23 protein-coding genes, 2 tRNA genes and 1 rRNA gene are annotated in these 25,761 nt (G+C 68.5%); 19 read left to right on the forward strand and 7 right to left on the reverse strand.

From position 1 onward, the window contains the following. The first annotated feature begins 47 nt into the window (after positions 1–47). The 12 genes from RN729_RS03525 to RN729_RS03580 all read left to right on the forward strand — a co-directional run bounded on the left by RN729_RS03525 (position 48) and on the right by RN729_RS03580 (position 10,484). Positions 48–884: a hypothetical protein gene (locus RN729_RS03525; RefSeq protein ID WP_310782298.1), complete on the forward strand. Its 837-nt coding sequence runs from the start codon at positions 48–50 to the stop codon at positions 882–884. Continuing rightward, a complete protein-coding gene (locus tag RN729_RS03530) occupies positions 881–1,672 on the forward strand; it encodes a cytochrome c (RefSeq protein ID WP_310782299.1) in 792 nt (263 codons plus the stop codon). The genes RN729_RS03525 and RN729_RS03530 overlap by 4 nt, the downstream gene beginning before the upstream one ends. Beyond that, positions 1,669–3,231 (forward strand): c-type cytochrome, encoded by a 1,563-nt coding sequence (locus RN729_RS03535; protein ID WP_310782300.1) that lies wholly within the window; start codon positions 1,669–1,671, stop codon positions 3,229–3,231. The genes RN729_RS03530 and RN729_RS03535 overlap by 4 nt, the downstream gene beginning before the upstream one ends. 62 nt (positions 3,232–3,293) lie before the next feature. Further along, positions 3,294–4,154 carry a carboxypeptidase regulatory-like domain-containing protein gene (locus RN729_RS03540; protein WP_310782301.1) on the forward strand — a complete coding sequence of 287 codons (861 nt, stop codon included), beginning with the start codon at positions 3,294–3,296 and terminating at the stop codon, positions 4,152–4,154. 92 nt (positions 4,155–4,246) lie between these two features. Next, a complete protein-coding gene (coxB, locus tag RN729_RS03545; protein ID WP_310782302.1) occupies positions 4,247–4,918 on the forward strand; it encodes a cytochrome c oxidase subunit II in 672 nt (223 codons plus the stop codon). 15 nt (positions 4,919–4,933) lie between these two features. Continuing rightward, positions 4,934–6,700 carry a cbb3-type cytochrome c oxidase subunit I gene (locus RN729_RS03550; RefSeq protein ID WP_310782303.1) on the forward strand — a complete coding sequence of 589 codons (1,767 nt, stop codon included), beginning with the start codon at positions 4,934–4,936 and terminating at the stop codon, positions 6,698–6,700. A 23-nt stretch (positions 6,701–6,723) separates the two neighbouring features. After that, positions 6,724–7,338, forward strand: a complete 615-nt coding sequence (locus tag RN729_RS03555; RefSeq protein WP_310782304.1) for a cytochrome c oxidase subunit 3 — start codon at positions 6,724–6,726, stop codon at positions 7,336–7,338. Between the two features lie 43 nt (positions 7,339–7,381). Next, complete coding sequence (locus RN729_RS03560) at positions 7,382–7,678, forward strand: cytochrome C oxidase subunit IV family protein (protein WP_310782305.1); 297 nt, start codon at positions 7,382–7,384, stop codon at positions 7,676–7,678. A 13-nt stretch (positions 7,679–7,691) separates the two neighbouring features. Next, positions 7,692–8,615 (forward strand): heme o synthase, encoded by a 924-nt coding sequence (cyoE, locus tag RN729_RS03565; protein ID WP_310782306.1) that lies wholly within the window; start codon positions 7,692–7,694, stop codon positions 8,613–8,615. Positions 8,616–8,620: 5 nt separating this feature from the next. Further along, positions 8,621–8,863, forward strand: coding sequence for a hypothetical protein (locus tag RN729_RS03570; RefSeq protein ID WP_310782307.1), 243 nt, complete (start codon positions 8,621–8,623; stop codon positions 8,861–8,863). Then, a complete protein-coding gene (locus tag RN729_RS03575) occupies positions 8,860–9,819 on the forward strand; it encodes a hypothetical protein (RefSeq protein ID WP_310782308.1) in 960 nt (319 codons plus the stop codon). The genes RN729_RS03570 and RN729_RS03575 overlap by 4 nt, the downstream gene beginning before the upstream one ends. Continuing rightward, complete coding sequence (locus RN729_RS03580; protein ID WP_310782309.1) at positions 9,807–10,484, forward strand: non-canonical purine NTP pyrophosphatase; 678 nt, start codon at positions 9,807–9,809, stop codon at positions 10,482–10,484. The genes RN729_RS03575 and RN729_RS03580 overlap by 13 nt, the downstream gene beginning before the upstream one ends. On the opposite strand, the gene RN729_RS03585 is transcribed toward RN729_RS03580, so the two are convergent. After that, positions 10,466–10,539 (reverse strand) — tRNA-Pro (locus RN729_RS03585). The two genes, RN729_RS03580 and RN729_RS03585, sit on opposite strands and share 19 nt — an antisense overlap. Positions 10,540–10,625: 86 nt before the next feature. Between RN729_RS03585 and RN729_RS03590 the strand changes: the two genes are divergently transcribed. Genes RN729_RS03590 through RN729_RS03610 form a run of 5 tightly spaced genes read left to right on the forward strand, consistent with a single transcriptional unit; the run spans position 10,626 to position 17,450 of the window. Then, positions 10,626–13,829: an Npt1/Npt2 family nucleotide transporter gene (locus RN729_RS03590; protein WP_310782310.1), complete on the forward strand. Its 3,204-nt coding sequence runs from the start codon at positions 10,626–10,628 to the stop codon at positions 13,827–13,829. Positions 13,830–13,835: 6 nt separating this feature from the next. Next, complete coding sequence (locus tag RN729_RS03595; RefSeq protein ID WP_310782311.1) at positions 13,836–14,321, forward strand: response regulator; 486 nt, start codon at positions 13,836–13,838, stop codon at positions 14,319–14,321. Beyond that, positions 14,318–15,115 (forward strand): ATP-binding protein, encoded by a 798-nt coding sequence (locus tag RN729_RS03600; RefSeq protein WP_310782312.1) that lies wholly within the window; start codon positions 14,318–14,320, stop codon positions 15,113–15,115. Before RN729_RS03595 ends, RN729_RS03600 begins: the two co-directional genes overlap by 4 nt. After that, positions 15,112–16,131, forward strand: a complete 1,020-nt coding sequence (locus RN729_RS03605; RefSeq protein WP_310782313.1) for a hypothetical protein — start codon at positions 15,112–15,114, stop codon at positions 16,129–16,131. The genes RN729_RS03600 and RN729_RS03605 overlap by 4 nt, the downstream gene beginning before the upstream one ends. A 23-nt stretch (positions 16,132–16,154) precedes the next feature. Further along, entirely contained in the window at positions 16,155–17,450 is a 1,296-nt protein-coding gene (locus tag RN729_RS03610) for a metallophosphoesterase (protein WP_310782314.1), read from the forward strand. Between the two features lie 34 nt (positions 17,451–17,484). Here RN729_RS03610 and hutI read toward each other — a convergent pair whose 3' ends face one another. Genes hutI through RN729_RS03640 form a run of 6 tightly spaced genes read right to left on the reverse strand, consistent with a single transcriptional unit; the run spans position 17,485 to position 24,363 of the window. After that, positions 17,485–18,717 (reverse strand): imidazolonepropionase, encoded by a 1,233-nt coding sequence (gene hutI / locus RN729_RS03615; RefSeq protein WP_310782315.1) that lies wholly within the window; start codon positions 18,715–18,717, stop codon positions 17,485–17,487. Between the two features lie 16 nt (positions 18,718–18,733). Further along, positions 18,734–20,392 carry a urocanate hydratase gene (gene hutU, locus RN729_RS03620; RefSeq protein ID WP_310782316.1) on the reverse strand — a complete coding sequence of 553 codons (1,659 nt, stop codon included), beginning with the start codon at positions 20,390–20,392 and terminating at the stop codon, positions 18,734–18,736. Then, on the reverse strand, positions 20,389–21,324 hold the full coding sequence (ftcD, locus tag RN729_RS03625) for a glutamate formimidoyltransferase (RefSeq protein WP_310782322.1): 936 nt from the start codon (positions 21,322–21,324) through the stop codon (positions 20,389–20,391). The genes hutU and ftcD overlap by 4 nt, the downstream gene beginning before the upstream one ends. Next, entirely contained in the window at positions 21,303–22,922 is a 1,620-nt protein-coding gene (gene hutH / locus RN729_RS03630) for a histidine ammonia-lyase (protein WP_310782317.1), read from the reverse strand. The genes ftcD and hutH overlap by 22 nt, the downstream gene beginning before the upstream one ends. Next, a complete protein-coding gene (locus tag RN729_RS03635) occupies positions 22,919–23,764 on the reverse strand; it encodes a chlorite dismutase family protein (RefSeq protein ID WP_310782318.1) in 846 nt (281 codons plus the stop codon). Before RN729_RS03635 ends, hutH begins: the two co-directional genes overlap by 4 nt. Next, the gene (locus RN729_RS03640) at positions 23,761–24,363 is read right to left on the reverse strand and encodes a TM2 domain-containing protein (protein ID WP_310782319.1); all 603 of its coding nucleotides are present in this window, start codon (positions 24,361–24,363) and stop codon (positions 23,761–23,763) included. Before RN729_RS03640 ends, RN729_RS03635 begins: the two co-directional genes overlap by 4 nt. A 179-nt stretch (positions 24,364–24,542) precedes the next feature. Between RN729_RS03640 and RN729_RS03645 the strand changes: the two genes are divergently transcribed. Then, positions 24,543–24,616 (forward strand) — tRNA-His (locus RN729_RS03645). 317 nt (positions 24,617–24,933) lie between these two features. Then, positions 24,934–25,761, forward strand: a 16S ribosomal RNA gene (locus RN729_RS03650); the annotation flags it as partial.

The following is a 25,761-nucleotide window of genomic DNA, read 5'->3' on the forward strand; positions in this document are numbered from 1 at the left end:
CTGATAGCGGGGACGCGAGGACGGTGGTGCGAGGACGGTAGGAATAGATGACGAACCTGAAGATCCTGTTCACGGTCGTGGCGACGTTGGCGGTGTTCACCTTCGTGGCGAACGTGATCCCGCAGGTGCAGTCGGCGGTGCCGCGGGAGATCGTGCTCAGCGCGGACATGCCGCCCGAGGAGCTGGCGGCGATCGGCGAAGAGATCTACGCCGGGGCGGGCGGCTGCACGGCGTGCCACGGCCTCGGCACGCGCGCTCCGGACCTCCTCGGCGTGGTGGGCGGTGTGTGCGCGACGCGCGTCCCGGGGCAGAGCTGCAAGGATTATCTCTGGGAGTCTCTGGTCAACCCAACGGCCTACATTGTTGAGGGCTTCGACCCCATCATGATCGATCAGAGCATCGTCTCGTCGCAGGCCGAGCTGTGGACGCTCGTTGCCTTCCTGGAGTCGCAGGGCGGCGAGATCACGGTGAACGCGGACGACTTCGCCGCGGCGCTGGCCGCCGACGACGCGGCCGCCGCCGCCCCGCCACCGACCCCCGTCACCGACCCGAACCAGGTCGACGCGGTCGCGCTGATCACGGCGCAGGGCTGCCTCGCCTGCCACGCGCTCGGTGGAGAGGGCGGCATGGTCGCCCCTCCCTTCGAGGAACTGCGGGGACAGGACCCCGCCGTCGTCCGCGAGGGGATCGTGGATCCGATGGCGACAATCAACGAGGAATACTCCGCCTTCGCCGGGACGATGCCGACGATCTTCGGCGATCTCATGTCTCCGGTCGAGCTCGATGTGCTCGTGGACTTCTTCGTGGGAGGCTCGGGTGCCGGCGGCGAGGCTCCCGGCGACGCGGCCGAAGTCCCGCCCGACAGCGCGGGAGGTAGCCGATGAAACGTTACCTGTCCCACCCGTTCTGGCAGGGCGCGATCGTCGTCGTGGCGTCCTACGTCGCGTTCGAGTACGTGATCGGCTACGTCCTCCCGGTGGTCGGCGTGGCGAGCGCGCCGGTCCCGAGTTCGGTCATCGTGGAGTACATGCTGATCGTGCTTGTCGGCGTCCTCCTCTACATGAGCGCGGACGAGGACCGGTGGCAGCGCTTCCGCGAGCCGATCCGCGCGACGATGGTGCAGCCCGACCGGCGGACGGTGCGCGGCATCCTCATGGTCGCCTTCCCGGTCCTCATCGGCTGGCTCGCCTACGAGCGCGTGAAGCCGAGCTACGCCGCACCGGCCACGCTGCGGGCCGTACACCCGGCGCCGCCGAACCAGCTCACCTTCCGCGGGGAGACGATCGAGCTGACGGGGCTCGAGAATCCGCTGCGCGAGGAAGGCTCCATGGAGGAGCACCTAGCGGTCGGGAAACGGATCTACGTGCGAAACTGCGTGCCCTGCCACGGCGATCTGCTCGACGGCCAGGGCCACTACGCGCCGGCCTTCAACCCGGTGCCCGCCGACTTCACGAGTTCGGGCAACCTGCCCCAGCTCACGGAGAGCTACGTGTTCTGGCGCATCGTCAAGGGCGGCCCCGGCCTTCCGCGCGAAGGGACGCCGTGGGACTCGGCGATGCCGGCCTGGGAGACGATCCTCGAACAGGACGAGATCTGGGCGGTGATCCTCTATCTCTACGACCAGACGGGGTTCCCGCCGCGCACCTGGGAAGAGGAAGGGGGGCACGAATGAGGGCGCCGCGCGGAACGGAAATCGTGCTCATCGCCCTCTTCGCGGGCACGCCGTCCGCGCTCGCGGGACAGGAAGACGCGGCCGCCGCCGGCAAGGTCGTGTACGATCGCTGGTGCGCGGAGTGTCACGGCGAAACCGGGCAGGGGGATGGCTCGGCCGCCGCGTCGATGCTGCCGCGGCCGCGCGACTTCACGCAGGCGCTCTACCAGATCCGGACGACCGGGAGCGGGCAGCTCCCGACGGACGCCGACATCCGGGTCGCGATCGAGAACGGACTCCCCGGCACGACGATGCCGGGCTGGCCCAATCTCTCCGACCAGGAGATCGACGACCTCATCGTCTACCTGAAGAGCTTCTCGAGGTTCTTCGCCCAGGGTCCCGCTCCCGAGCCGTTGGACTTCGGATCGGATCCCGGCGGGGGTCCCGCGGCGATCGAGGCGGGGGCGGCGGCGTATCTCACGATGCTGTGCGAAGAGTGCCACGGCCTCTCCGGGCGGGGCGATGGGACCTCGGCGCCGACGCTCGAGGATTGGCGGGGGCTCCCCATTCGCGCGGCCGACCTCACGGAGGCGTGGGTCCTGAACGGCGGCAGCAGCGTCGAGGACATGCACACGAGGATGTTGACGGGGCTGGACGGCACGCCGATGCCGTCGGCGATCGACGCCATGAACTCGGGCGTCGTCTCGCCCGATGAGGTCTGGCAGCTGTCGCACTACCTCGCCTCGTTCGGACCGCGCGAGGTGCCGCCGCTGCGGGAGGTGATCCGCGTGGGGCGGGCGGAGGGCGGGCTTCCGGCCGATGGCGGGGAAGAAGCCTGGGCGGGCGTCGAGGCCTTCTACTTCCCGCTGTCCGGCCAGGTCGTGCAGCTGCCGCGCAACTTCTCTCCGACAGTCGACGGGCTCTGGGTGCAGGGGCTCCACGACGGAAACGACATCGCGCTGCGCGTGCAGTGGAACGACCCGTCGAACAGCCCGGACCCGAACTGGGACGAGTGGCAGAACAAGATCACGGCCGCGCTCGATCTCGACGGAGCGGAGCCGATCGCCCTCGACAGCGCCGGCGCGCCGACCGTGCGGCCCCCGGACGCCGTGCTCCTCCAGTTCCCCTTCGAACTGCCGGAGGGCACCGACCGGCCGTACTTCCTGATGGGAGACGCCCGCGAACCGGTCTATCTCTGGACGTGGGACTCGGAGACCGGCATCGGCGCGGGCCGGGGCCGGGGCCTGGACTCCGTCGAACCGCTCGCCGAGGATCCGGTAGCCGGCGAGGCGACGTGGGAGGAGGGGCGCTGGACGCTCTATGTCCGCCGCTCGATCGAGGTCGAGAGCGACGGCCTCGACTTCGTGGAGGGCACTCCGACGCCCATCGCTTTCCAGGCGTGGGATGGGTCCAGCGCCGAGGTCGGAAAGCGCAGTTCCGTGAGTACGTGGTACTACATTCTCCTCGAACCTCCGGCATCCAGCACGGTCGTCGTGACGCCCCTGCTGGCCATGCTCTTGACGGGGGCCTTCGGTCTCGTTCTCGTGCGCCGGGCCCAGGACCGCCGGAGGGATCGATGAAGCAACGGGGAAGGGCTCTCAACAGCCAATTGCGCAACAGCTTCTGGTACGGAGGTAAGTCAATGCGATCGCATTTCTGGAACCGCTCGGCCGCCATGCTGGCCGTCGCGGCGATGGCCGCCTGTGGCGGCGGCGGCGGATCGTCCGAAGGTGCGGCGGACGACGCGGGCGAAGCGGCGCCGGCCGCCGCCGCGGTGGACCCGTCCACGGTGGGTACGATCTCGGGCATGGCCAACTTCGGCGGGACGGCCCCGACGATGGAGGCCATCGACATGTCGGCCGAGGCGGACTGCGCCGCCGGCTATGGCGCGGACGGGCCCATGGCCCAGAACGTCCTCGTCTCCGGTGGGGGCCTCGCCAACGTGTTCGTCTACCTGAGCGAGGGGGTTTCCGGCGCGCCGGCCGCGTCGGGCGCCGCGACGCTCGACCAGGTGAACTGCCGCTACACGCCGCACGTGCTCGGCGTCCAGAGCGGGCAGGACATCGAGATCTCGAACAGCGACAACCTGCTCCACAACATCAACGCCACCCCGACCGAGAACCGCGGCTTCAACATCAGCCAGCCGCGGGCCGGGATCACGAGCACGCAGCGCTTCGCGGTGGCCGAGGTGATGGTTCCCGTGCGGTGTGACGTGCATGGCTGGATGCAGGCGTACATCGGCGTCGTCGACCACCCGTACTTCGCGGTGACGGGCACCGACGGGAGCTACTCGATCGCCAACGTCCCCGCCGGCGACTACACGATGACGGCGTGGCACGAGGAGTTCGGAACGATGACGTCGAGCGTGACCGTCACGGCGGGCGGGACGGCCGAGGCCTCGTTCGACTACAGCGGCGAGATGATGGGCGCCGACGTCCCCATGGGCGAAGCGCTGGTCCTCGAGCACGGTACGAAGCGTATCCGGGTGGAGCGCACCCAGTAACTCCAGGCGCGGGATCCGGCGGCCCGAGCGGGTCGCCGGGTCCCGCTCGCGTTCCCGTTCCCCCGAAGGGCTCACCTGGAAGGAGATAGCTCGTGGATTGGGCGCTGCCCCCGAACTATTCGACATTCGGCGTCGTGATCGACCAGTTGTTCTGGATCATCCTCGTCATCACCGGAATCGCGTTCCTCCTGGTGGAGGGCGGGATCCTCTGGTTCTGCATCAAGTACCGGGGACGCGAAGGAGCCAGGGCGCATTACACGCACGGATCGAACAAGCTGGAGATCATCTGGACGGTGATCCCGGCGATCATCATTGCGATCCTCGGCGCCTACTCGGCCGCCGTGTGGCATGACATCAAGGGCGCCTCCAACCGTCCGGAGGACGCGCTCGAGTTCCTCGTCGTCGGCAAGCAGTTCGAGTGGAACATCACCTATCCGGGAGCCGACCTGGAGTTGGGGACGGGGGATGATTTCACCGTCCGCAACCAGTTCCACTTCCCCGTGAACGAGGACATCACGATCCTGCTCGAATCCGAGGACGTGATCCACTCCTTCTTCATCCCGGAGCTGCGCGTGAAGCAGGACGCGGTTCCGGGCATGACGATCCCGGTGTGGTTCGACGCGACCCAGACCGGGGACTTCGAGATCGCGTGCGCCGAGCTGTGTGGCCTGGGCCACTACTACATGATGGCGAGCGTAACCGTGCACAGCGCGGCGGACTTCGACGCCTGGCAGGCCAGCCAGGCGACGGCGACCGCCCAGTGATCGAGAAAGGCTGATATGGCGACGATCGTAGCGGAGGCGACCGGGCAGGCGATCCTGCACGAGGAGCACGAGCAGTCGTTCCTGCGCAAGTACATCTTCTCGACCGACCACAAGGTCATCGCGATCCAGTTCCTGATCTACACGCTCTTCTTCCTCATGATCGGGGGACTGCTGGCGATGCTCATGCGATACCAGATCGCATGGCCGGCACGGGGCGAACTGCCGCTCGGCGGGATCTTCCCGGAGACGATGGTGGCGAGCGGGTACATCCTGCCGGAGTTCTACAACGCACTTGTCACGATGCACGGCTCGGTGATGGTGTTCCTCGCCATCATGCCGATGCTCGTGGGCGTGTGGGCGAACTACCTCATCCCGCTGCAGCTGGGGACGCACGACATGGCGTTCCCGCGGCTCAACATGCTCTCCTTCTGGGCCATGGTGCCGGCCGGGATCCTCACCCTGGCGAGCTTCTTCGTGCTGGGAGGCGCGGCGGGGGCCGGGTGGACGCTCTACGCGCCGCTCAGCGCCCGTCCCGACCTGACCGGCGTAGGCCTGGGACAGGTCCTGTGGCTGGTGGCGCTCGTCTTCATCGGGCTCTCCTCGATCCTCGGCTCGGTGAACTACATCACGACGACGATCAACATGCGCGCGCCGGGCATGACCTGGATGCGCATGCCGCTCACGATCTGGTCGCTGTTCATCACGGCGATCCTCGCGCTGCTCGCCATGCCGGTGCTCTCGGCGGCGGGGATCATGCTCATCTTCGACCAGACCATAGGAACGAGCTTCTTCCTCCCCGAGGGGGGCGGACAGCCGCTCCTGTGGCAGCACCTGTTCTGGTTCTTCGGCCACCCGGAGGTCTACATCCTCATCCTCCCGGCCATGGGCTTCACCTCCGAGATCCTCTCCGTGGGCTCGCGGAAGCCGGTGTTCGGGTACAAGGCGATGGTCCTGGCGCTCGTCTCGATCGCCTTCCTGGGCTTCATCGTGTGGGGCCACCACATGTTCCAGAGCGGGATGAACCCGACGCTGGGACTCGCGTTCACGGTCTCGACGCTCTTCATCGCCGTGCCTTCCGCGATCAAGACGTTCAACTGGATGGGCACGATGTGGCGGGGGAACCTCCAGCTGCACTCCGCGATGCTCTTCGCGATCGGGTTCGTCGCGATGTTCGCGATCGGAGGCCTGTCAGGGGTCTTCATGGCCTCGACCCCGGTCGACATCTACATCCACGACACGTACTTCATCGTCGCGCACATCCACTACGTGCTCTTCGGCGGGAGCCTGTTCGCGCTCTTCGGGGCGATCTACTTCTGGTATCCGAAGATGTTCGGCCGAATGATGGACGAGACGATGGGGAAGATCCACTTCTGGCTCACCTTCATCCTCTTCAACGTGGTCTTCTTCCCGATGCACGGCGTGGGGATGGTGGGGATGATGCGGCGCATCTACGACTCCACCGGCTACGCGCACCTGCAGGGGATCGAGGACACGAACGCCCTCATCTCGTGGGCGGCGTTCGGGCTCTTCGCGTCCGGCTTCCTGTTCGCGTTCAACTTCTTCTGGAGCCTGAAGAAGGGGAAGAAGGCCGGGGCGAACCCGTGGAATGCGACGACGCTGGAATGGCAGACGCCTTCGCCTCCGAAGCACGGCAACTGGGAGGAGATCCCGGTCGTCTACCACGGGCCGCACGAATACAGCCACCCGGACGTGGACGACAAGGACTGGCTGGCACAGAACGAGCGACCGGACGTCGTGAGTCCGGCTGCCGGCAGCCACTAATCGGATAGAAGGGAACAGACGAGATGGCACACGCCGCGACCGCAGGCCGGGTCCCCGAGCGAGGACTCGATGTCTACACCCAGAAGGTGGGAATGTGGGTGTTTCTGTGCTCGGAGGTGATGTTCTTCGCGGGCCTCATCGGCTCGTACGTCGTGCTCCGGTTCGGGGCCTCCGATACATGGGCGGAGCCGAACGAAGTGCTGGCCGTCATGATAACCGCGTTCAACACCTTCCTCCTCATCTGCAGTTCCGTGACGATGGTGAAGGCGTTCGCGGCCGCGCAGATGGGGGACCAGAGGGGGATCAAGCTCTGGTTGCTGTCGACGACTTTGCTCGGTGCCACCTTCCTGGGCGTGCAGGTGTACGAGTACACGGAGCTCGTGCTACACCAATCCTGGCAGGGGAGCCACGGGTTCACGCCGGCGTCCGGGCTGTACGGGGCCACGTTCTTCACGATGACGGGCTTTCACGGCTTCCACGTCCTGCTGGGCGTGATCTGCCTCGCGTGGGCCACGATCCGTGCCTACAAGGGGCATTGGGGGGCGGACAACACGCACGGGATCGAGGTGCTCGGCCTCTACTGGCACTTCGTCGACCTCGTGTGGATCATCCTGTTCACGATCGTATACCTGATCTAGCCGTCCCCTGGCAGTGGGCGGCCGAGAGCTACGGAGCGAACGAATGAGTGAAGCCGGAGGACACGCGGCGGACGATCACGGGCACGAGCATCCCAAGTACATGCTCATCTGGCTGTACCTGGCCATCCTCACGGCCCTCGAGGTGGGGGTGGTCTACCTGGCGATCGCAAAGTGGTTGATCGTGACGTCACTGCTCATCATGGCGGGATGGAAGGCGCTGCTGGTCGCGCTCTACTACATGCACCTGAAGTTCGAACCCAACCGCCTGCGGCTGGTGGCGCTGGCGCCGCTGCCGGCCGTGGCCATCATGATCATCGCGATCATGATGGAGTACGTGTAGGCGCGACTTCGCCATGGAGGTAGGGAGTCTTCTGAAGGCCCGCGGGATCCCCTTCGCCGGGATCCCGGGACGGGTCCACTCGATTCGCGGGACGTTTTCCTCGTACCTGGAACTCACGAAGCCGCGCATCACGGCGCTCGTAGTCGCGAGCGCGGCCGCCGGTTTCCTCCTCGGTGCGGCGAGCTTCGACTTCGCCCTGTTCGCGCAGGCCATGGCCGGCGTGGCGCTCGTCGCTTCCGGGACGAGCGCGATGAACCAGGTGCTGGAGCGGGATGTGGACGCGCTCATGGTGCGAACCCGCGCGCGGCCCCTGCCCGCCGGCCGCCTCGCGACGCCGCCCGCCACGGTCATCTCCGGGGCTCTGGCCGCCGCGGGGATCGTCTGGCTGTGGCTCGCGGTCAATCCGGTCACGGCGGGCCTCGCCCTCGCCACCTTCATCTCCTACGACTTCGTCTACACACCGCTCAAGCGCGTGCACTCGCTCTCCACCGTGGTGGGCGCGGTGCCCGGCGCGCTGCCGGTCCTCGGCGGCTGGACCGCCGCCACGGGGCAGTTCGGCCCCGGCGGCTGGGCGCTGTTCGCGATCCTTTTCGTCTGGCAGCTGCCGCACTTTCTCGCCCTGGCGTGGCTTCTCCGCGACGATTACGAAGCGGCGGGGCTTCGCATGCTCTCCGTCGGTGACTTCGAGGGCCGGCAGACGCGTCGCCAGGCGCTGCTCTACGCTCTCACCCTGATCCCCGTGAGTCTGCTCCCGAGCGTCCTCGGCCTCACGGGTGTCGTCTACTTCGCGGTCGCGCTCGTCCTCGGGGCGGGCTTCCTGTGGACCGCGTTCCGGTTCGCCCGCGCCGCGACGCCGGCGAACGCCCGGGGTTTGTTCCGGGCCTCGATCCTGTATCTTCCACTGCTGATGGCGGTACTCGTCCTCGACAAGCTGTAGCAGCCGTGCTGAACACCTTCGCCGCCCTTGCGGCGGCCCCGCAGATGCAGCATACGCCGGACGAACAGGCGGGATACGTCCTCATGTTCATATTCATGGCGGCGATGCCCTACCTGCTTCTCGTCGTGATCGGAGGCGGGATCTTCCGGGCGCGCCGCCGGCAGCGCCAGCAGGAGGTCGAGAGGGCCCTGGAAGAGCAGCGCAAGTGGGAGGCGGCCCGCGCGGCCGACCCGGACTCCGCGTGTTGACGCTCAGGCGCAGGATCCGGGCCGGACTCGTCGGCGGGCTGCTGGGCGGCTTCGTCCTCGCCGTGCTTTTCTACTTCTACGACCTCGGGCAGGGGACGCCGCTGCAGACTCCCGCCTTCCTCTGGGGGGCGATCATCAGCCGCGCCGAGATCGAGGCCACGATGGGGATCGTCGCGGGCTTCACCCTCATTCACTTCACCGCCTGGGCCGGGCTCGGGATGCTCGCCGCGGCACTCGTTCAGTGGGCGGGCCTCCCGCGCAACGTGTTCATCGGTGCGCTGTACGGCCTCTTCGTGTGTTCGCTCGCGTTCTACATCGGACTCATCCGGACCCCTTCCGGACTCGTGATGTCCGCGCCGGGATGGCCGGCCGTCTTCTTCGGGAACGCGCTTGCGGGGGTCGTGATGTTCACCCACATGCACTGGGTGAGTTCCGAACCCGGCATCGTGGGGATGATGAACTTCCTCCAGACGCATCGGGTGACGCGGCACGGCATCTACGCGGGGATCCTCGGCGCTCTCGTCGTCGCGTGCTGGTTCCTCATCATCGATTCCGTGCTCCGGCAGCCCCTCTATACGCCGGCGGCACTGGCGACGGTCCTCTTCCGCGGTGCCCCCACGCCGGCCGCGGTCCAGATCTCCTTTGCGCCCGTCGTCGGGTACACGCTCGCGCACTTCGCGTTCTTCGTTCTGTTCGGCGTCGCGGTCTCGGGCCTCGCGAGACAGGTGTCCAGGTTCCCGCCGCTGGCCCTCGGGATCATCGTGCTGTTCGTCGTCTTCGAGGTCTTCTTCATCGCCATGGTCGCGATGCTCGGCGGCTGGATCCTCGAGGAACTCGCCTGGTGGTCGATTCTGGTCGGAAACATCCTCGCGGCGCTCGTCATGGGCGGATATCTGTGGAAGGTCTACCCGGAGTTCGCGGAGAGTCTCCAGGCGGAGAGTCTTTGGGCGGACTGAACCCGCCGCCGGTCCTCGTTGCCACGCGCAGCGCCCACAAACTCCGCGAAATTCGCGGTCTCCTCGCCGACCTTCCCGTCCGGCTGCTCGGCCCGGCGGATCTCGGCCTTCCCGAACACGAGGAGGAGGACGACCTCGAACCCTTCGATACCTTCGCGCGCAACGCCCTGTCCAAGGCAAAGTACTTTCACCGCCGCTCCGGCCTCCCCGCGCTCGCGGACGATTCCGGCCTCTGCGTGGACGCCCTGGGGGGCGGCCCCGGCGTGCGGACCCGGCGCTTCGCCCCGGCCGAATGGGTCGAGCATTGGGGGAGGGATGAGGCGAACAACCGGTGGCTGCTCGATCGCATGTCGGACGTGGCCGACGGGGCGCGCGGGGCGCACTATCGCTGCGCGGTCGCGCTTACGGACGATCTGCGCCACGAGGTCGTGGAGGGGGTCGTGCGCGGCCGAATCGCAGGCCGGCCGAGCGGCTCGGGCGGCTTCGGCTACGACCCGCTCTTCGTCCCGGAGGGCCACCACCGTACCTACGCGGAGCTGCCCGCGGCGGTGAAGACGGCGACGAGCCATCGAGCGGAGGCGATCCGGCGGGCGAGGGGATGGATCGAAAGGGAGGTGCTGGTGACCTCGAGAACGCGTGAGTCCAATCGGGGCGGCCGGATTTGAACCGGCGACCCCCTGCTCCCAAAGCAGGTGCGCTACCGGACTGCGCCACGCCCCGAAGGACAGAAAGATGGACCATGCGGGAGGCCGTGGCAAAAATCCTTGCGGCGGCCAGAGTCGCCGCGGCGCGGTGATGGACTCCGAGTGAGGCTCCGACGCCCCTTCGCGCGGCGCCCCGGGGCGGGGAAGCTGTTCGCCATGATGGGGCTGGCGGCGCTCGTCCTCTTCGTCATCGGGATCCTGCGTCCGCTGCGCAGCGCCTTCGCCCTCTCGGGACTCGCCGCGGGCGACTTCTACCAGGTGTACTTCATCAGCGCGGCGGTCGTCGTCGTCGCGCCGTTCTACAACTTCCTCTCGGACCGCATCTCCTGGCGTCGCCTCATCCCGCTGACTGCGGCGTTCTTCGCCCTCAGCATGGTCGCCTTCCGCCTCCTCTACCAACCGGGGGAGGCGTGGTTCGGGCTTGTCTTCTACGGTTGGTACGACGTGCTGGCGGCCTCGCTCGTCACCCACTTCTACATCGCCACCCAGGTCTTCTACAACGCCCGCGATGCGAAGCGCGCCTATCCGGTCGTCATCGCCTCGGGCTCGGCGGGGGCTACGCTCGGCGCGCTCCTCACGACCGTCTTCACCTCGGGCGGCGGGCCATCCGAGAACCTGCTTCTCGTGGCGGGTGCCGCGCTTCTCGTGCTCGCGGGCGGCCTCGCGCTCGTCTGGTCCCGGGAGCCGCCGGAGCCGCCGTCCGAGTACGCGCACGCGGAAGATCCCGAGCTCGAGCGCAGCGACCTGCGGCGCATGGCGGCGCACCCGCAGGTGCGGCTCATCGCGGCCACGGTGCTCCTGACGATCGTCGTCAAGCAGTTCATCGACTACCAGTACAACACGCTTACCCGCGAGGTCTTCACGGATCTGGCCTCGATCGCCGGATTCCTGGCCTTCGTGGACGTCCTCACGCAATGGCTTCCAATCGTCGTCCTCCTCGCGCTGCGCCCGGTCCTGCGCCACTGGGGCGCCGCAGTCGCCGTCATCATCTTCCCGGTGGCCGTGATCCTCGCGACCGGGGCTCTCGCCGCCGCCGTGTGGCTGTCCACCGCCGCGCTCGCCGTCGCCGTCGGAGCCCGGACGACGGAGAAGACGTTCCGCTATTCCGCCGAGCGCACGGGCCGCGAGATCCTCTACGTACCCGTCCCGGAGGACATCAAGCTCAAAGCGAAGTCGTACATCGATGTGGCGGTGGAGAAAGGGCTGGGGAAGGCGCTTTCCGGCGTGCTCATCGCAATCCCCTCGCTCCTTCTCGCCAGCGTTTCGATCATGGGCCGGCTCATCATCCTCGGGATCGTCGCAGTCGCTCTGGCGGGCGTCCTGCTGCTCGCCTTCCTCAAGGTGCGAAAGTCGTACGTCACGAGTCTGGCCCAGTCCTTCGAGGGGCGTTTCGCGAGCCTGCGCGGCACCTTCGTGTCGATGACGGATGTGGGTGCGCTGGCCCTCGCGCGGGACGCGCTCCGGGACGAGCGGCCGCTGAAAGTCGCGTTCGCCTTCGACCTCCTGCGCGGCGCCACACCGGAGGATGTCGGGGCGCTCTCCCCGGAACTCTACGGCCTCCTGGGGCACAAAGACCCCCGCCTTCGGGCGCGAGCGCTCCGGTCGCTGTCGCGCGCGCCAGACCTCTCGAACGAGGAGGCGGTGCGGGCCCGGCTCGAGGATCCGGATGCCGCTGTGCGACGGGCCGCCGCCCGGCTCCTTGCCCTGAAGGCCGCGCCGCGTGCCCGCGATGTCCTCATCCCCCTCCTCGACTCGGAGTCGACGAACGCCCGCTCCGCCGCCTTCGACTGCCTCTTCAGCGACTTCGACGCCACCCGGTCCGAACGCATCGCGACCCCGCGCTTCGAGAAGCTGCTGCGGCGATACGAGGCGGGGACGCTCGGAGGGGCCGGCGCCCGCGAGTTGGCGATGGCGGCGGGGCTCGTCCCGGGCCATCCCTCGGTAGAGCGCATCCTGGTCGAACTCATCTCCCATCCGCGGGAAGATGTCGCGGCGGCGGCCGCGCGCAGCGCAGCCCGGCTTCCGCAGCCCGCTCTCGTACAGGCGGCCATCGCGGCTCTCGCGAGCCCCCGGACCCGGAGCGCGGCTCGCGCCGGCCTCGCGGGGCGGGGCGAGGAGATCGTGACGCCCTTGCTTGCGGCGCTCTCCGACCCGGCCGCCGACCCCTGGGTGCGCCGGGGCGTGGCGAGCGTGCTCGGCGAGATCGCGACGCCCGCGACGATCGACGCCCTCATCACCTCCTATCTGCTGCCCGAAACCGAACAGGCGCTCGACGACCAGGCCCTCGTGTCGCTCCACCGGCTGCGCACGCAGCACGATGATCTCGCCTTTCCGGCGGAGAGGGTGCTCGAAGCCGTGGAGCGCGAGGTCCAGGCGTCCGGGCGCTACGCCCGAGCCGCCGCCGCACTGGAGGGCCTGCCCACGTCTATGCCCCGAACGCTGCTTTTCCGGGCGCTCGACGAGGCGAGGAGAGACCGGCGGGCGAGCGTCTTCCGGTGGCTCGGGCTCGTGTATCCCGAACAGCCGATGCGGCGCAGCTACCTGGCTCTCGAGAGCGGACGGCCGCGCCGCCGCGCGAACGCGCTGGAATGGATCGAGACCACGGTCGGGCACCGCACGTTCTCCGACCTCAGGCCGGTGCTCGCGGAGGAGGCCCCGCAGGGACCATCGCGCGAGGCGGGAGAGCTTCTGCGGGAGCTGTGGGACGATGAGGACGCCTGGATCGCGAGGTGCGCGCTCTGGACGTCCTTCGAGACCGATCGCGAGGCGACCAACGAGGCCCTCCGCGGCTTCTCGCCGGCGGAACCGGCACTGGCGCGGCTGGTCCGCCGGCTTGCGCGACGGACACAGACCCCCGCACTGGATCCGGGGGACGAGCGAGACGAGGAAGAGATGGAACTGATCGAGAAAGTGTTCCGCCTGCAGAGCGTGGATCTCCTTTCGGGCGTGAAGAGCCGGCAACTCGCGCTCCTCGCCTCCATTGCGAGGGAGGTCGAGGTCCGGCCGGACGCGGTCTTCATCCGCAGAGGGGAGCCGACGGACGCCCTCTACCTCGTGATCCACGGCGAGGTTTCGCTCGAGGGGGAGGGGGAGGGATCGATTTCCCTCACGGATGGGGAGGCGTTCGGCACGTGGGCGTTGATCGACGAACATCCGAGTCTCGTTGAAGCGCACGCCGTGGAGTCCACCCGCGTGTTGCGCATCACCCGGGAGGACTTTCGCGACCTGCTCATCGACCACCCCGAACTCGGTCTCGACCTCCTCCGCGGCCTCGCGAGTCGCGTTCGCGGCCTGGCGATGACATGATCCGACATGGATGAGATCAGACCGGACGCCGGTACAGTGATGGTCGTCGACGACGAGGACATGGTCGTGGACGCCATTCAGGGGTTCCTGGAGCTGGAGACGGACCACCTCGTGCTCCCCTTCACGTCCCCTCGCGCCGCGCTCGAGCACCTGGAGGAGGAGCCGGTCCACGCGATCGTCGCCGACCTCATGATGCCCGACCTCGACGGCGTTCAGTTCCTTTCGCGAGCCCGCAGCATGAGGCCGGAGGCGACCCGCATCCTCCTCACCGGCTACGCCGACAAGGAAAACGCGATCCTCGCGATCAACGAGGCCGGGCTCTACCAGTACCTTGAGAAGCCGTGGGACAACGACGTGCTGGCCTTCGCCATCCGCAACGGCGTCGAGCGCAGCCTCCTCTTCCGCGAGTTGACCGAGCGCATGGCCGAACTCGAGGCGGCGAACGACGAACTCGCCGGCCTCCGGCAGCGCTGGATCCAGGCCTTCCTTTGAACGAGGGGGGACTTGGGCCGACGGCCCGGGAGATCACGCAGGCCCGGCTCGCGACGCTCGGCATGCTGGTCGCGGGGATCGCGCACGAACTCAACACTCCGCTGGGCGCGCTGAACAGCAACCACCACGTCATCGAACGCGCGCTCCTCAAGCTGGGAGAGATCCTCGAGGACGAAGTCGTCACGCCGGACGAACTCGACGAAGTTCGGAGGGTCGTGCGGGCCACGGAGTCGGTGCTGCGAACGAACGGCATCGCCGTGGAACGCATGGTGAATCTCGTACGGAACCTGCGGAACTTCGGGCGCCCCACGACCTCCGAGCCCCGCCCGGTGGACCTTCACGAAGGGATCGAGGGCACGCTGGCCCTTCTGGGGCACGAGCTGAAGGAGATCGAGGTCGTCCGGGACTTCGGGGAAATGCCGCTGGTGGTGTGTCACCCGAACCGGATCAACCAGGTGTTCATGAACCTCGTGCACAACGCGGCCCAGGCCATGCACGACGGCGGCGTACTCACGATCCGGACGCGCGCCGAACGGGACCACGCGCGCGTCCGCGTCGCCGATACGGGCCGCGGCATCCCGCGCGACGTCATCAAGGAGATTTTCGAGCCCGGCTTCACCACCAAGGGCGAGCGGATCGGGATGGGGCTGGGTCTCGCGATCACACTCCAGATCGTACACCAGCACGGAGGGGAAATCTCGGTCGAGAGCGAGCCGGGACGCGGGACGACGTTCGACGTGGACCTCCCGCTTCGGCCGCCCACGGGTCCCGCCCGGAGGGAGGCTTCCGAATGATGCGATGCGCCACGATGCGACGCGCCGGTCCGTTTCGCGCCCTGGTCATCTTCGCGGCGGCGGCCGCCGTTGCGGCGCCGGCCCCGGTGGCGGCACAGGACGCGAACTTCCTCCTCCCCATCGCCGAGATCGAAAGGATCCTCAGTGAAGGGGAAATCCAGGTCCTCGGCGTACAGCCGTCCCGCGGTCTTCCCGGCGAGCGCACGTATCGCGTGACGCTGCAATCCGGCGACCACGTGCTCGGGGTCAAGTACGCCCCGGCCCGGGAGGGCGCCGACGAGTTCAACAACCGGCCCCGCTACGAACTGGCGGCCTACGACACCCAGGCCCTGTTCCTCGACGAGCGGCAAATGGTCGTCCCTCCGACCGCGATCCGGGCGTTTCCCCTCGATGTCGTCCGCGCCACCGTTGCCCGGGCGGGAGACGCCGGCGCAGCCAACCCGCCGGAACGGACGTTCGACGAGTGGCCGATGACCCTCGTCGCGCTCCAGTACTGGATGTTCAACGTGGACGTTCCCGAGGAGTTGCCCGACGACGACCGGATCGGGGAGGACGAGGTCTACGAGCGTCTGCTCGGGAACTTCAACCTCCTCACCTACATCATCGGCCACAGCGACTCGAACGAGGGGAACTTCGTGCAGTCGATGGATCCCGACTGGCCCCGCGTGTTCAGCGTCGACAACGGCGTGTCGTTCGCGAGCGAGGAGAGCAACCGCGGCACGGAGTGGCGCGACCTGCAACTCGACCGCTACCCCGCCTCCGCGATCGACCGGCTGCGCGGCGTCTCGCTCGAGGGGCTGCAGGCGCAATTCGGCGTCCTCGTTCAGTTCGAGATCCGGGATGGGAACTTCGTCGAGGTGGAGCCGACGGAGAATCTCGATCCCGGGCGCGGGGTTCGGCGCGATGCGGAGCGGATCCAGCTCGGGCTCACAGAGCGGGAGATCCGGGCCATGCACCGGCGCATCGTCCGCCTCATCGAGCGGGTGGACGAAGGCCGCTACGAGTTGATCCCCTGAGGTTTCGGGGTCGGATGTCGCGCTTGCTGGGCTGTGCCTTCGCCGCGGCGGGGGTGGGGTGGATCGGCGCCTCCGCGCCCGACTCCGGCGATGGGACGGCACCGGCCGGGTCTCCCCCGCGGACGGGGCAGGACGGTTGGCAGGTCAAGGGGGAATACGGACTCTACGTCGGCTTCGCCGACCCCGGCCTCGAAGTGCGCTGGCTGACGGACGAGGAGCGGCCCGGCCTGGTTCGAGCGACCGTGGACGGGCGAGTGGTCGCCGAGCAGAAGACGGACGTGGGAACCGCGCATGCGGCGCGCCTGCAGGTACGGGCGGCGGAGATCACGCTCGAATACGGGGCGGAACCGCCTGACGGGGTCGGCGCGGCCGCGGCGCTTCACCGAAGCCGGATCTGGACGGAGCCGCCGGCCGCGGAAGTCGACCTCACGGGCCACGACTCGGTGTTCGTGTTCGGCGATGTGCACGGCGAGTTCGACCGCGTCCTCTGGCTGCTCCGGCTTGCCGATCTGATCGACGCGGAACTGCGCTGGTCGGGCGGCAGCGCCGCGGTTGCCTTCCTCGGGGATCTCTTCGACCGGGGGGAAGACGTCACCCGCCTCCTCTGGTTCGTCTACGGCCTGGAACGGGAGGCACAGGCGGCCGGCGGCCGGGTCATCACGCTCCTCGGCAACCATGAGGCGATGGTCCTGACCGGCGACCTGCGCTACCTGGCGCCGAAGGAAGCGATGATCGCCGACCGACACGGCATGCCGTACGAGACGATGTTCGATCCGGAGCGGTCCATCCTCGGACGCTGGATCGCCGCCAAGCCGGGGCTGGTCCGACTGGACGATCTCCTGCTCGCGCACGGGGGCGTGAGTCCGGCATACGTCGACTATTCGCTCCAGGAGTACCAGGACACCCTGGCGACCTTCATCGCGGAGCCGCTGTTCACGAGATGGCGGGACGAAGCGTTACTCCTTGAATTCGCGCGCGAAACCCGGCTCGACAGCGCCCAGGTTTACCGCCGGTACGACTTCTTTTTCGGATCGGAAAGCGTGCTCTGGTATCGGGACCTCGTGCTCTCCGACACGCTCGGGGGCCACCTCGACGCCGTCCTCGAGCGCCTCGGAGCCCGGACCCACATCGTCGGACACACGCCCGTACCCACGATCCGGGAGAGCTACGGAGGAAAGCTCATTGCCGCGGACCTGCTCGACGCCGCCACGGAGATGCTGCGTCTCACCCGCCGACGGGACGGCGGCTGGACCCGTGAGGTCGTGAGGCTTGACGGGGGCACGGTCTCGCTCGACTCGGCGTCGAACCCGGACGCCTGACGCCGGGCGACGGACCCGGCGGCCGCACCGCCAGCTAAATCTTCTGGAGTGCGCCGTGTCGGATCTTGCCGCCGACCGCCGTGGCGACGCAGGCGTTGGGCCGCAGGTGGTAGAGCCAGTGCTCTACGTCCGGGGCATCGATGACCGCGAAATCCGCCGCGACTCCCGGTTCCAGCGATCCCGCGTCGCCTTCGCGGCCGACGGCCCGGGCCGCGTAGCGCGTCGCGCCCTTGAGCACTTCGGCGGGCGTCATTCGCTGTCGCGCGCACGCCAGCGTCATGGCGAAGGGAAGGTGATAGGATGGGGCCGTGCCGGGGTTGAAGTCGCTGGCTACCGCCACTGCGACTCCCCCGTCGATGAGATCCCGGGCAGGGGGCGGAGTCTGGTTCAGGTAGAGCGTGGCGAGGGGAAGGGTGACCCCGACGACACCCGCCACCGCGAGCGCCTCGATTCCGGCTTCCGACACGTACTCGAGGTGGTCCGCCGACACGGCCCCGAGCGACGCCGCGAGTTCGGCCCCGCCGCCGCCGGTGAGCTGATCCACGTGGAGCTTCGGCCGTAACCCCAGTTCGCTTCCCCGTTCACAGATGCGGCGCGCCTCGTCGGCCGAGAAGGCCGAATCCTCGACGAACACATCGCAGAACTCGGCCAACCCCTCCTCCGCCACGGCGGGCAGGATCCGTTCCGTGACGAGCTTCACGTAGCCCTCCCGATCCGCGGCCCATTCCGGAGGGACGACGTGCGCGGCGAGGCACGTCGCGACCATCCGTGCCGGTCCCGTCTCGTCGAGTCGCCGGTACACCCGCAGGAGCCGGAGTTCCGTCTCGAGGTCCAGCCCGTACCCGCTCTTCGCCTCGACCGTCGTGATCCCGAGCGAGATCATCCCTGAGAGGAACTCGCCCGCCCGCGCGAGGAGCGCCTCCTCGTCGAGCGCGCGCGTGGCCCGCACCGTGGATTTAATCCCGCCTCCGGCCGCGGCGATCTCCAGGTAGTCGCGGCCCCGCAGCCGGTCGGAGAACTCGCCCGCCCGCCAGCCGCCGAAGGCGAGATGGGTGTGCGCGTCCACGAGTCCGGGGATGACGAGCCCTCCGCCGGCGCTCCAGGCAGGTTCCGCCTCGTACTCGGCCGGCAGCGCCTCGGCGCGCCCGGCCCAGCGGACGATCCCATCCCGCCACACGAGCGCGGCGTCCCGGATGAACCCGATGTCGTCCTGGCCGGAAGGGTTCGCGCAGGTGGCGAGGCAGCCGATGTTCGCGAGGCGCGGCATGGCGGAGAGCGGCGGGTTACTGGAGCATGGGAAGATCGACCCCGCGCTCGCGGGCGGTGCGGATCGCCTCCGGATACCCCGCGTCCGCGTGCCGCATGACCCCGGTACCCGGGTCCGCCGTGAGCACCCGCTGCAGTCGCCGGCTCCCGGACGTCGTTCCGTCGGCGACGCACACCATGCCCGCGTGCGTGGAATACCCGACGCCGACGCCACCTCCGTTGTGGATCGAGATCCAGCTCGCCCCGCAGGCGGTGTTGAGCATCGCATTGAGCAGCGGCCAGTCCGCGATCGCGTCGGATCCGTCCCGCATGCCCTCGGTCTCCCGATTCGGCGAGGCCACGGAGCCGGTGTCGAGGTGATCGCGCCCGATCACGATGGGCGCCCGCACCTGTCCCTTCTTCACGAGCCAGTTGAACCGCTCGCCCATTTCCGCCCGCTCGCCGTATTCGAGCCAGCAGATGCGGGAGGGGAGGCCCTGGAAGCGCACCCGCGCGCGCGCCTGCCGGATCCAGCGGGCCAGCGCCTCCTTCTCGGGGAACGTCTCGAGGACGGCGGCGTCCGTCGCCGCGATATCCGCGGGGTCGCCGGAGAGGGCGGCCCAGCGGAAGGGGCCCGCGCCGCGGCAGAAGAGGGGTCGAATGAAGGCCGGTACGAAGCCGGGAATGTCGAAGGCCTCGGCCATCCCGCGCAGGTCGGCGACCTGGCCCCGGAGGTTGTTGCCGTAGTCGAACGCGATGGCCCCTCGCGCCTTGAGCGCGAGCATGGCGGACACGTGCGCCACCATGGAATCGAGGACGCGCTCCACGTAGGCGTCCGGGTCGGAGAGGCTCAGCGCTTCGGCCTCCTCCACGGACAGGCCTGCGGGGATGTAGCCGAGGCGGAGGTCGTGCGCCGACGTCTGGTCCGTGAGCACGTCGGGTACGACGCCGCGCTCTGCGAGCGCGGGCAGGATTTCGGCGATGTTCCCGAGCAGGGCGACGGAAAGCGCCTCCCGCCGGTCCACGGCGCCGGAGAGCAACTCCAGCGCCTCGTCGAGGTCTGTCGCCATGCGGTCGCAATATCCGGTGTCGAGGCGGCGGCGAATCCGGTCTTCCCGCACCTCGACGCCGAGGAAGGCTCCCCCGTTCATCGTCGCGGCGAGCGGTTGGGCGCCCCCCATCCCCCCCAGTCCCGCGGTGACCACGAGCCGCCCCGCAAGGGAGCCCCCGAAGTGCTGCCGGGCGAGTTCCGCGAACGTCTCGTACGTCCCCTGGAGGATCCCCTGGGTGCCGATGTAGATCCACGAACCCGCGGTCATCTGCCCGTACATCGTGAGCCCCAGCGCATCGAGACGCCGGAACTCGTCGACATCCCCCCAGCGGGGGACGAGATGGGCGTTCGCGATGAGGACGCGCGGCGCCTCCTCGTGGGTGCGGAACACGCCGACCGGCTTGCCGCTCTGGATGAGAAGGGTCTCGTCGTTCTCGAGCCGGCGCAGCGTCTCCACGATCTTCGCGTACGCGGCCCAGTTACGCGCCGCCTTGCCCGCGCCGCCGTACACGACGAGGTCGTCCGGACGCTCCGCCACGTCCGGGTCGAGGTTGTTCATCAGCATGCGGAGCGCCGCCTCCTGGTGCCATCCCTTGCAGGAGAGCGTCGTTCCCCTCGGCGCCCGGATCGGTCCGGCCGGTTTCATGCCTCTCCTCCCTCTCCGCCGTCTCGGGTCCCCGGCAACTCCAATATCTGGTCCGGCGCGAGATCCGCGTCCAGCCGCGCGGGGTCGAGGCCGCGGATGGCCTCGGCAGGCACGGGACCGATGAACTCGCTTCCCGCGAGCCTCACACCTTCCGCCCGCGCGCCTTCGGCGACGCGCTCGTACGCCGCATCGATCCCGGTCACCGCGTAGCGGGTCAGGTTCATGGACACCTGCGTCAACGCTTGCCGCCGAAGCGGGATTCCGAGCGCCCGGACATGCCGGAGTCCGCCGCCGGACTCCCGGATCGCCGCCGCGATGCGCCGTGCCGGCCCGGGGTCTTCCGTATCGAGATTCACGTTGAAGCGTACGAGCGGCCCTCGTACCCCGACAACGACGGCGCCGAGCGACCGATGAGGCGCCGAGGGACCAAGGTCGGGCCTCCACTGGGGGTGCGACAACTTCTCGGCGAGACCCTCGAACTGCCCGGATCGGATCGCGGGAAGGGAAGTCCGGTCCGGGTTCGTCGCCGCCCGTTCATAGAAGAAGACCGGGACCGAGCGCGCCGCCGCCCACGCGCCGAAGGACCGGGACGCGCCGAGCGCATCGGCCTCGGGACAACCCGGGCCGCGCACGAAAGGAACGACATCGAGCGCGCCGATCCGGGGGTGCCGGCCCCGGTGCCGTCGCAGATCCACCTCCGCGTACACCGCTGCCGCGAGCGCGGTCGTCGCCTGGGCGACGACGGGCGGGGACCCCCGGTAGGCGAGCACCATGCGGTGGTGGTCCGGGTCGGCCGATTTGTGGAGGAGTTCAACGCCGCGAACCTCCTCGACGGCGGCCGCGAAGCGAGCCATCCTGAGTGGATCGCGCCCCTCGCTCACGTTGGGCTCGCAGAGGAGCCACCCGGGGCTCAGAGTGGTGCGGGAGGCCAGAGATCGCCCAGAGCCTCGGCGGCTGCCCGTTCCAGCGTCCCGGAGTCGATCGCCGCCTCCAGACGCACGACATCCTCCGCCAGGGAGCGGTCTTCGATGACCGGAGGCACGCACTCCCGCACGGCCTCGTACACGGTCCGCGTGCCGGCGCCCAGTCGATCGGGACCCTCGGGGCGGAGGTAGACCGCCTGCGCAGCGCCGAGCAGCTCGATCGCGAGCACCGTGCGCGTGTTGTCGAGGATCTCGCCCGCGTGACGGGCCGCGTTGGCGCCCATGCTCACGTGGTCCTCCTGGTTCGCGCTCGTCGGAATCGAGTCGACGGAGTCCGGATGCGCGAGCGTCTTGTTGTCGGACACGAGCGCCGCCCCCGTGTACTGGAGCGACATCAGGCCGCCGTGAAGCCCCGGAGACTCCACGAGCATGGCGGGAAGCCCCGCGGAAAGTTCCGGCGTCAGCATGCGGAACATCCGGCGGTCCGACAGGCTTGCCACGTCCGCAAGCGCGATCCCCAGCGTGTCGAGCCACAGCGCCGGCCCCGCGCCGTGGAAGTTGCCGCCCGACACGAACGCGCCCGGCTCCTGTCCCGCGGCGGGGAAGATCAGCGGATTGTCCGACACCGCATTGAGGGAGGCTTCCACCCGCCCCCACAGGAATCCGGCCATGTCGTGAACCGGACCCATGACCTGAGGCGTGCAGCGCAGGCTGTATGCGTCCTGCACCCGGTCGACGTCCGTGTCGACGAGCGCGCTCCCGGAGAGGAGCGACCGGAGCCTCTCCGCCGTTCCGATCTGCCCCGGCTGGTTGTTCGCCTCGTGCAGCCTCGGGTGCAGCGCCGCGGTGCGGGCCAGCAACGCTTCAAAGCTCAGCGCCGCCGCCATCTCCGCGTGAAGGAGCAGACGTCGCGCGTCGTGGAGCTGGAGCGCGGCGCCCGCGACCATCATCGTGGTCCCGTTCGTCAGCGCCAGCCCCTCCTTGGCCTGCAGGCCCGGGCGGGAGATCCCCGCCGCAGCCATCGCGCTCGCCCCGTCCATGCGGCGGCCCTCGAACCACGCTTCGCCGCTGAACGCCGTCGGATCCTCGCCCTCGCCCGCATCGGGATCCGACCCGGGGGAGCGGGTCGCGACGGCCGCCATGTGCGCGAGGGGAGCGAGGTCGCCGCTCGCCCCGAGCGAGCCCTTGGCGGGCACCACCGGCGTGACTCCCCGGTTCAGCATCCGGACGAGCGTGTCGATGATGACGGGGCGCACGCCCGACGCGCCGAGCGCGAGCGAGTTCGCCCGCACGAGCAGCATCGCCCGCACCCAGTCCTCCGGCAGCGGCGGACCCGTCCCCGTCGCACACTTGAGGATCAGGTTCCACGACAGCCGTGCCGCGTCGGTCGCCTCGATGCGAGTGCCGGCGAGCGCCCCGTAGCCGGTGGTGATCCCGTAGATCCGGGCCCCGGGTCGATCGAGCGCCTCCACGACCGTGTTCCGGCTCGCCTCCACCCGCTCGCGCGCGACGCCATCGAGTTCCCGGACCTGCGAGCCCCCGCGCGCCACGGCGACAACGTCGGGAATCGAGAGGGCTCGGGAGAGCGGGACGGCTGTCGCGCTCATTGCGTCGCCACGGACGAGAGGAGGCCCCCGAGCTCGGCCGCGGCCATTCGCTTGCCGACCACGAAGGAGCCGAACTCCGCGTAGTCGGCGCTCGCCTCGTCGTAGCGCATCTCGCTGATGATGGCCTTGAACTCGAGCGGATCCGCCGCCCACAGCGTTACCGCCCATTCCCAGTCGTCCAGACCCATCGATCCGCTGATCACCTGGAGAATCCGGCCCGCGAAGCGGCGTCCCACCTTGCCGTGCGCCGCCATCAACCCCGCCCGCTCCTCCAGCGAGAGCCTGTACCAGTTCCGTTCCGGATTGCGCCGCTTGTCCATCGGGTAATAGCAGACGTACGGCATGTGCTCCGGCTGCCTGGGCTCGAGCCGACGTCCCACGTACTCCTTCCGGCGCTCCTCCGCGAGAGCGTCCGCCAGGGCGGCATCCCAGGCCTCGCGGTCGGCCGGATCGATCCGGCCGGAAAGTTCACGGGTCAGGGCGTAGAGACCCAACTCCACCACGGACAGGTACTCTTCGCGGACCAGGACGTGATCTCCCCAGGCGGAGAGCTTCATCTCGCGCACCGCTTCGACGAGGCGGTCGAACGTGTCGCGGAAATGGATAATGAGGAAATCGATCCCGCCGCCGGCGACGCGGTAGACGCCGGACCAGCCCGGCTCCGAGGCGCCGGACCATCGCTCCGCCAATGCGGCGAAGCTGCTCAGCGCCTCCCGGGCTTCCGCCGGATCCGCGCCCTTGAGTCCGGTCCAGTCGAGTTCGATCGATTGATGAAGGACGTACCACCCTTCGAGCGAGGCGGGCGGGAGTTCGGAAGCATGCGGGAGCGGACGACCTGTCACTTGAAGGGGCCGGCCAAGCCCGGGAAGCGGTACACGATTACGCCGCTGTCGGCCGCGTTGTCCACATCCACGTGCCCCTTCACGACCATCTCCCGCAGCGCTTCCTCCACCTCATCGAAGCTGAGGCCCGAGGCCAGGACGCCCTGCGTCACCGTCAGCAGTCCGCCGTTCGCCTGCGCCGCCTTCAGCAGGATCTGCTGCTTGGTGTCCGTCGGAGCGAGCTGCCGCGCCGGCGTGGAGGGCTCCGCCGCCGCGGCGAGGCGCGGATGCGGCAGATACCCGTCGCGGATGTTCGCCGTCCGCACGAGCCGTTTCATTCGGAAGAGGTCGAAGAACTGGCCGACGCCGAGGAGACCGAACGTCAGCAGCCAGAGGATCCCCGTGAAATACATCCCGAGGTAGAAGCGGTGAATCCCGAACGCCCCGACGAACATGCAACACCAGAGGGCGAAGCCGACCCCGTTCGAGTACCGCTCTCCCGTTTCGGGCGCCCGTTCCGCCGGCGGCTGAGGGGGAGCCGCGACGAGCGGTACCACGGCGTACGGGGGTGCCGGGCCCTCGGGGCCGCCGCGACCGGGTTCGTTGGGCTGTTCGGTCATCGCTCGCTCGTACGCGCCGATTACTCCGGAGGTTTCCTCGTTACAGAGAGGCACGTTACCACGGAGACCGCATCGCCGCACGCCGCCGGCCCGACGCCGCCGGCCGGCGACTCGCAAGGGACACGCCTTTCCTCTAGATTGTCGCGCTCGCGGCCCCGCGACGGGGCGCGAACGACGCGGTGGGCGTAGCTCAGGTGGTCAGAGCGCCAGGTTGTGGCCCTGGAGGTCGCGGGTTCGAATCCCGTCGCTCACCCCTCCGCATTTTTTTTGTTCCTGCAGGGCGACCTCCGGGCCTCTCGCGGGACGTTGACAAGCTGCCCGCGGTTGGGTAGCCTTGGGGTCCTCGCGGGAGGGCGTGCGCCCTTCCGCGATGCTTTTTGACAAGAAGGTGTGAGTGACTTGTGGGCCCGATCGAGAGCCATGGGCATCACTTCTCGTGGCTCGATGGGAAACCAAAGTGATTTCCGAACGTGAACCCCCGACGGTCTTGCGACCGGACGGGGTGCTCTGCGTTCAACCAGGTCTCGAGTGCGGTTCCGGTTTCGGCCGAGCGCGCTCAAACCAAATTCTCATATGGAGAGTTTGATCCTGGCTCAGGACGAACGCTGGCGGCGTGCCTTACACATGCAAGTCGTGCGAGAACGGTTCCTTCGGGAACCTAGTAGAGCGGCGAACGGGTGAGTAATACGTGAGCGATCTGCCCGAAGGTGGGGGATACCCCAGGGAAACCTGGACCAATACCGCGTACAGCGTCGGGAGTGGATGCCCGACGTGAAAGCCGGCCTCTTCTATGCTGGCGCCTTCGGATGAGCTCGCGGCCTATCAGCTTGTTGGTGGGGTAACGGCCTACCAAGGCTATGACGGGTAGCTGACGTGAGAGCGTGATCAGCCACATTGGGACTGAGACACGGCCCAGACTCCTACGGGAGGCAGCAGTGGGGAATATTGCGCAATGGGCGAAAGCCTGACGCAGCGACGCCGCGTGGGGGAGGAAGGCCCTAGGGTTGTAAACCCCTGTCAGGTGGGACGAACACCTTGTCGGATAATACCCGACAGGACTGACGGTACCACCAGAGGAAGCTCCGGCTAACTCCGTGCCAGCAGCCGCGGTAATACGGAGGGAGCGAGCGTTGTTCGGAATTACTGGGCGTAAAGGGCGCGTAGGCGGCCTCGTAAGTCGGGTGTGAAATGCCGGGGCTCAACCCCGTGCACTGCACCCGATACTGCATGGCTAGAGAAAGGTAGAGGCGAGCGGAATTCCCGGTGTAGCGGTGGAATGCGTAGATATCGGGAAGAACATCTGCGGCGAAGGCGGCTCGCTGGGCCTTTTCTGACGCTGAAGCGCGAAAGCGTGGGGAGCAAACAGGATTAGATACCCTGGTAGTCCACGCCGTAAAC

The organism is Candidatus Palauibacter polyketidifaciens, from assembly GCF_947581785.1.
GTDB classification, from domain to species: Bacteria; Gemmatimonadota; Gemmatimonadetes; order Palauibacterales; family Palauibacteraceae; genus Palauibacter; species Palauibacter polyketidifaciens.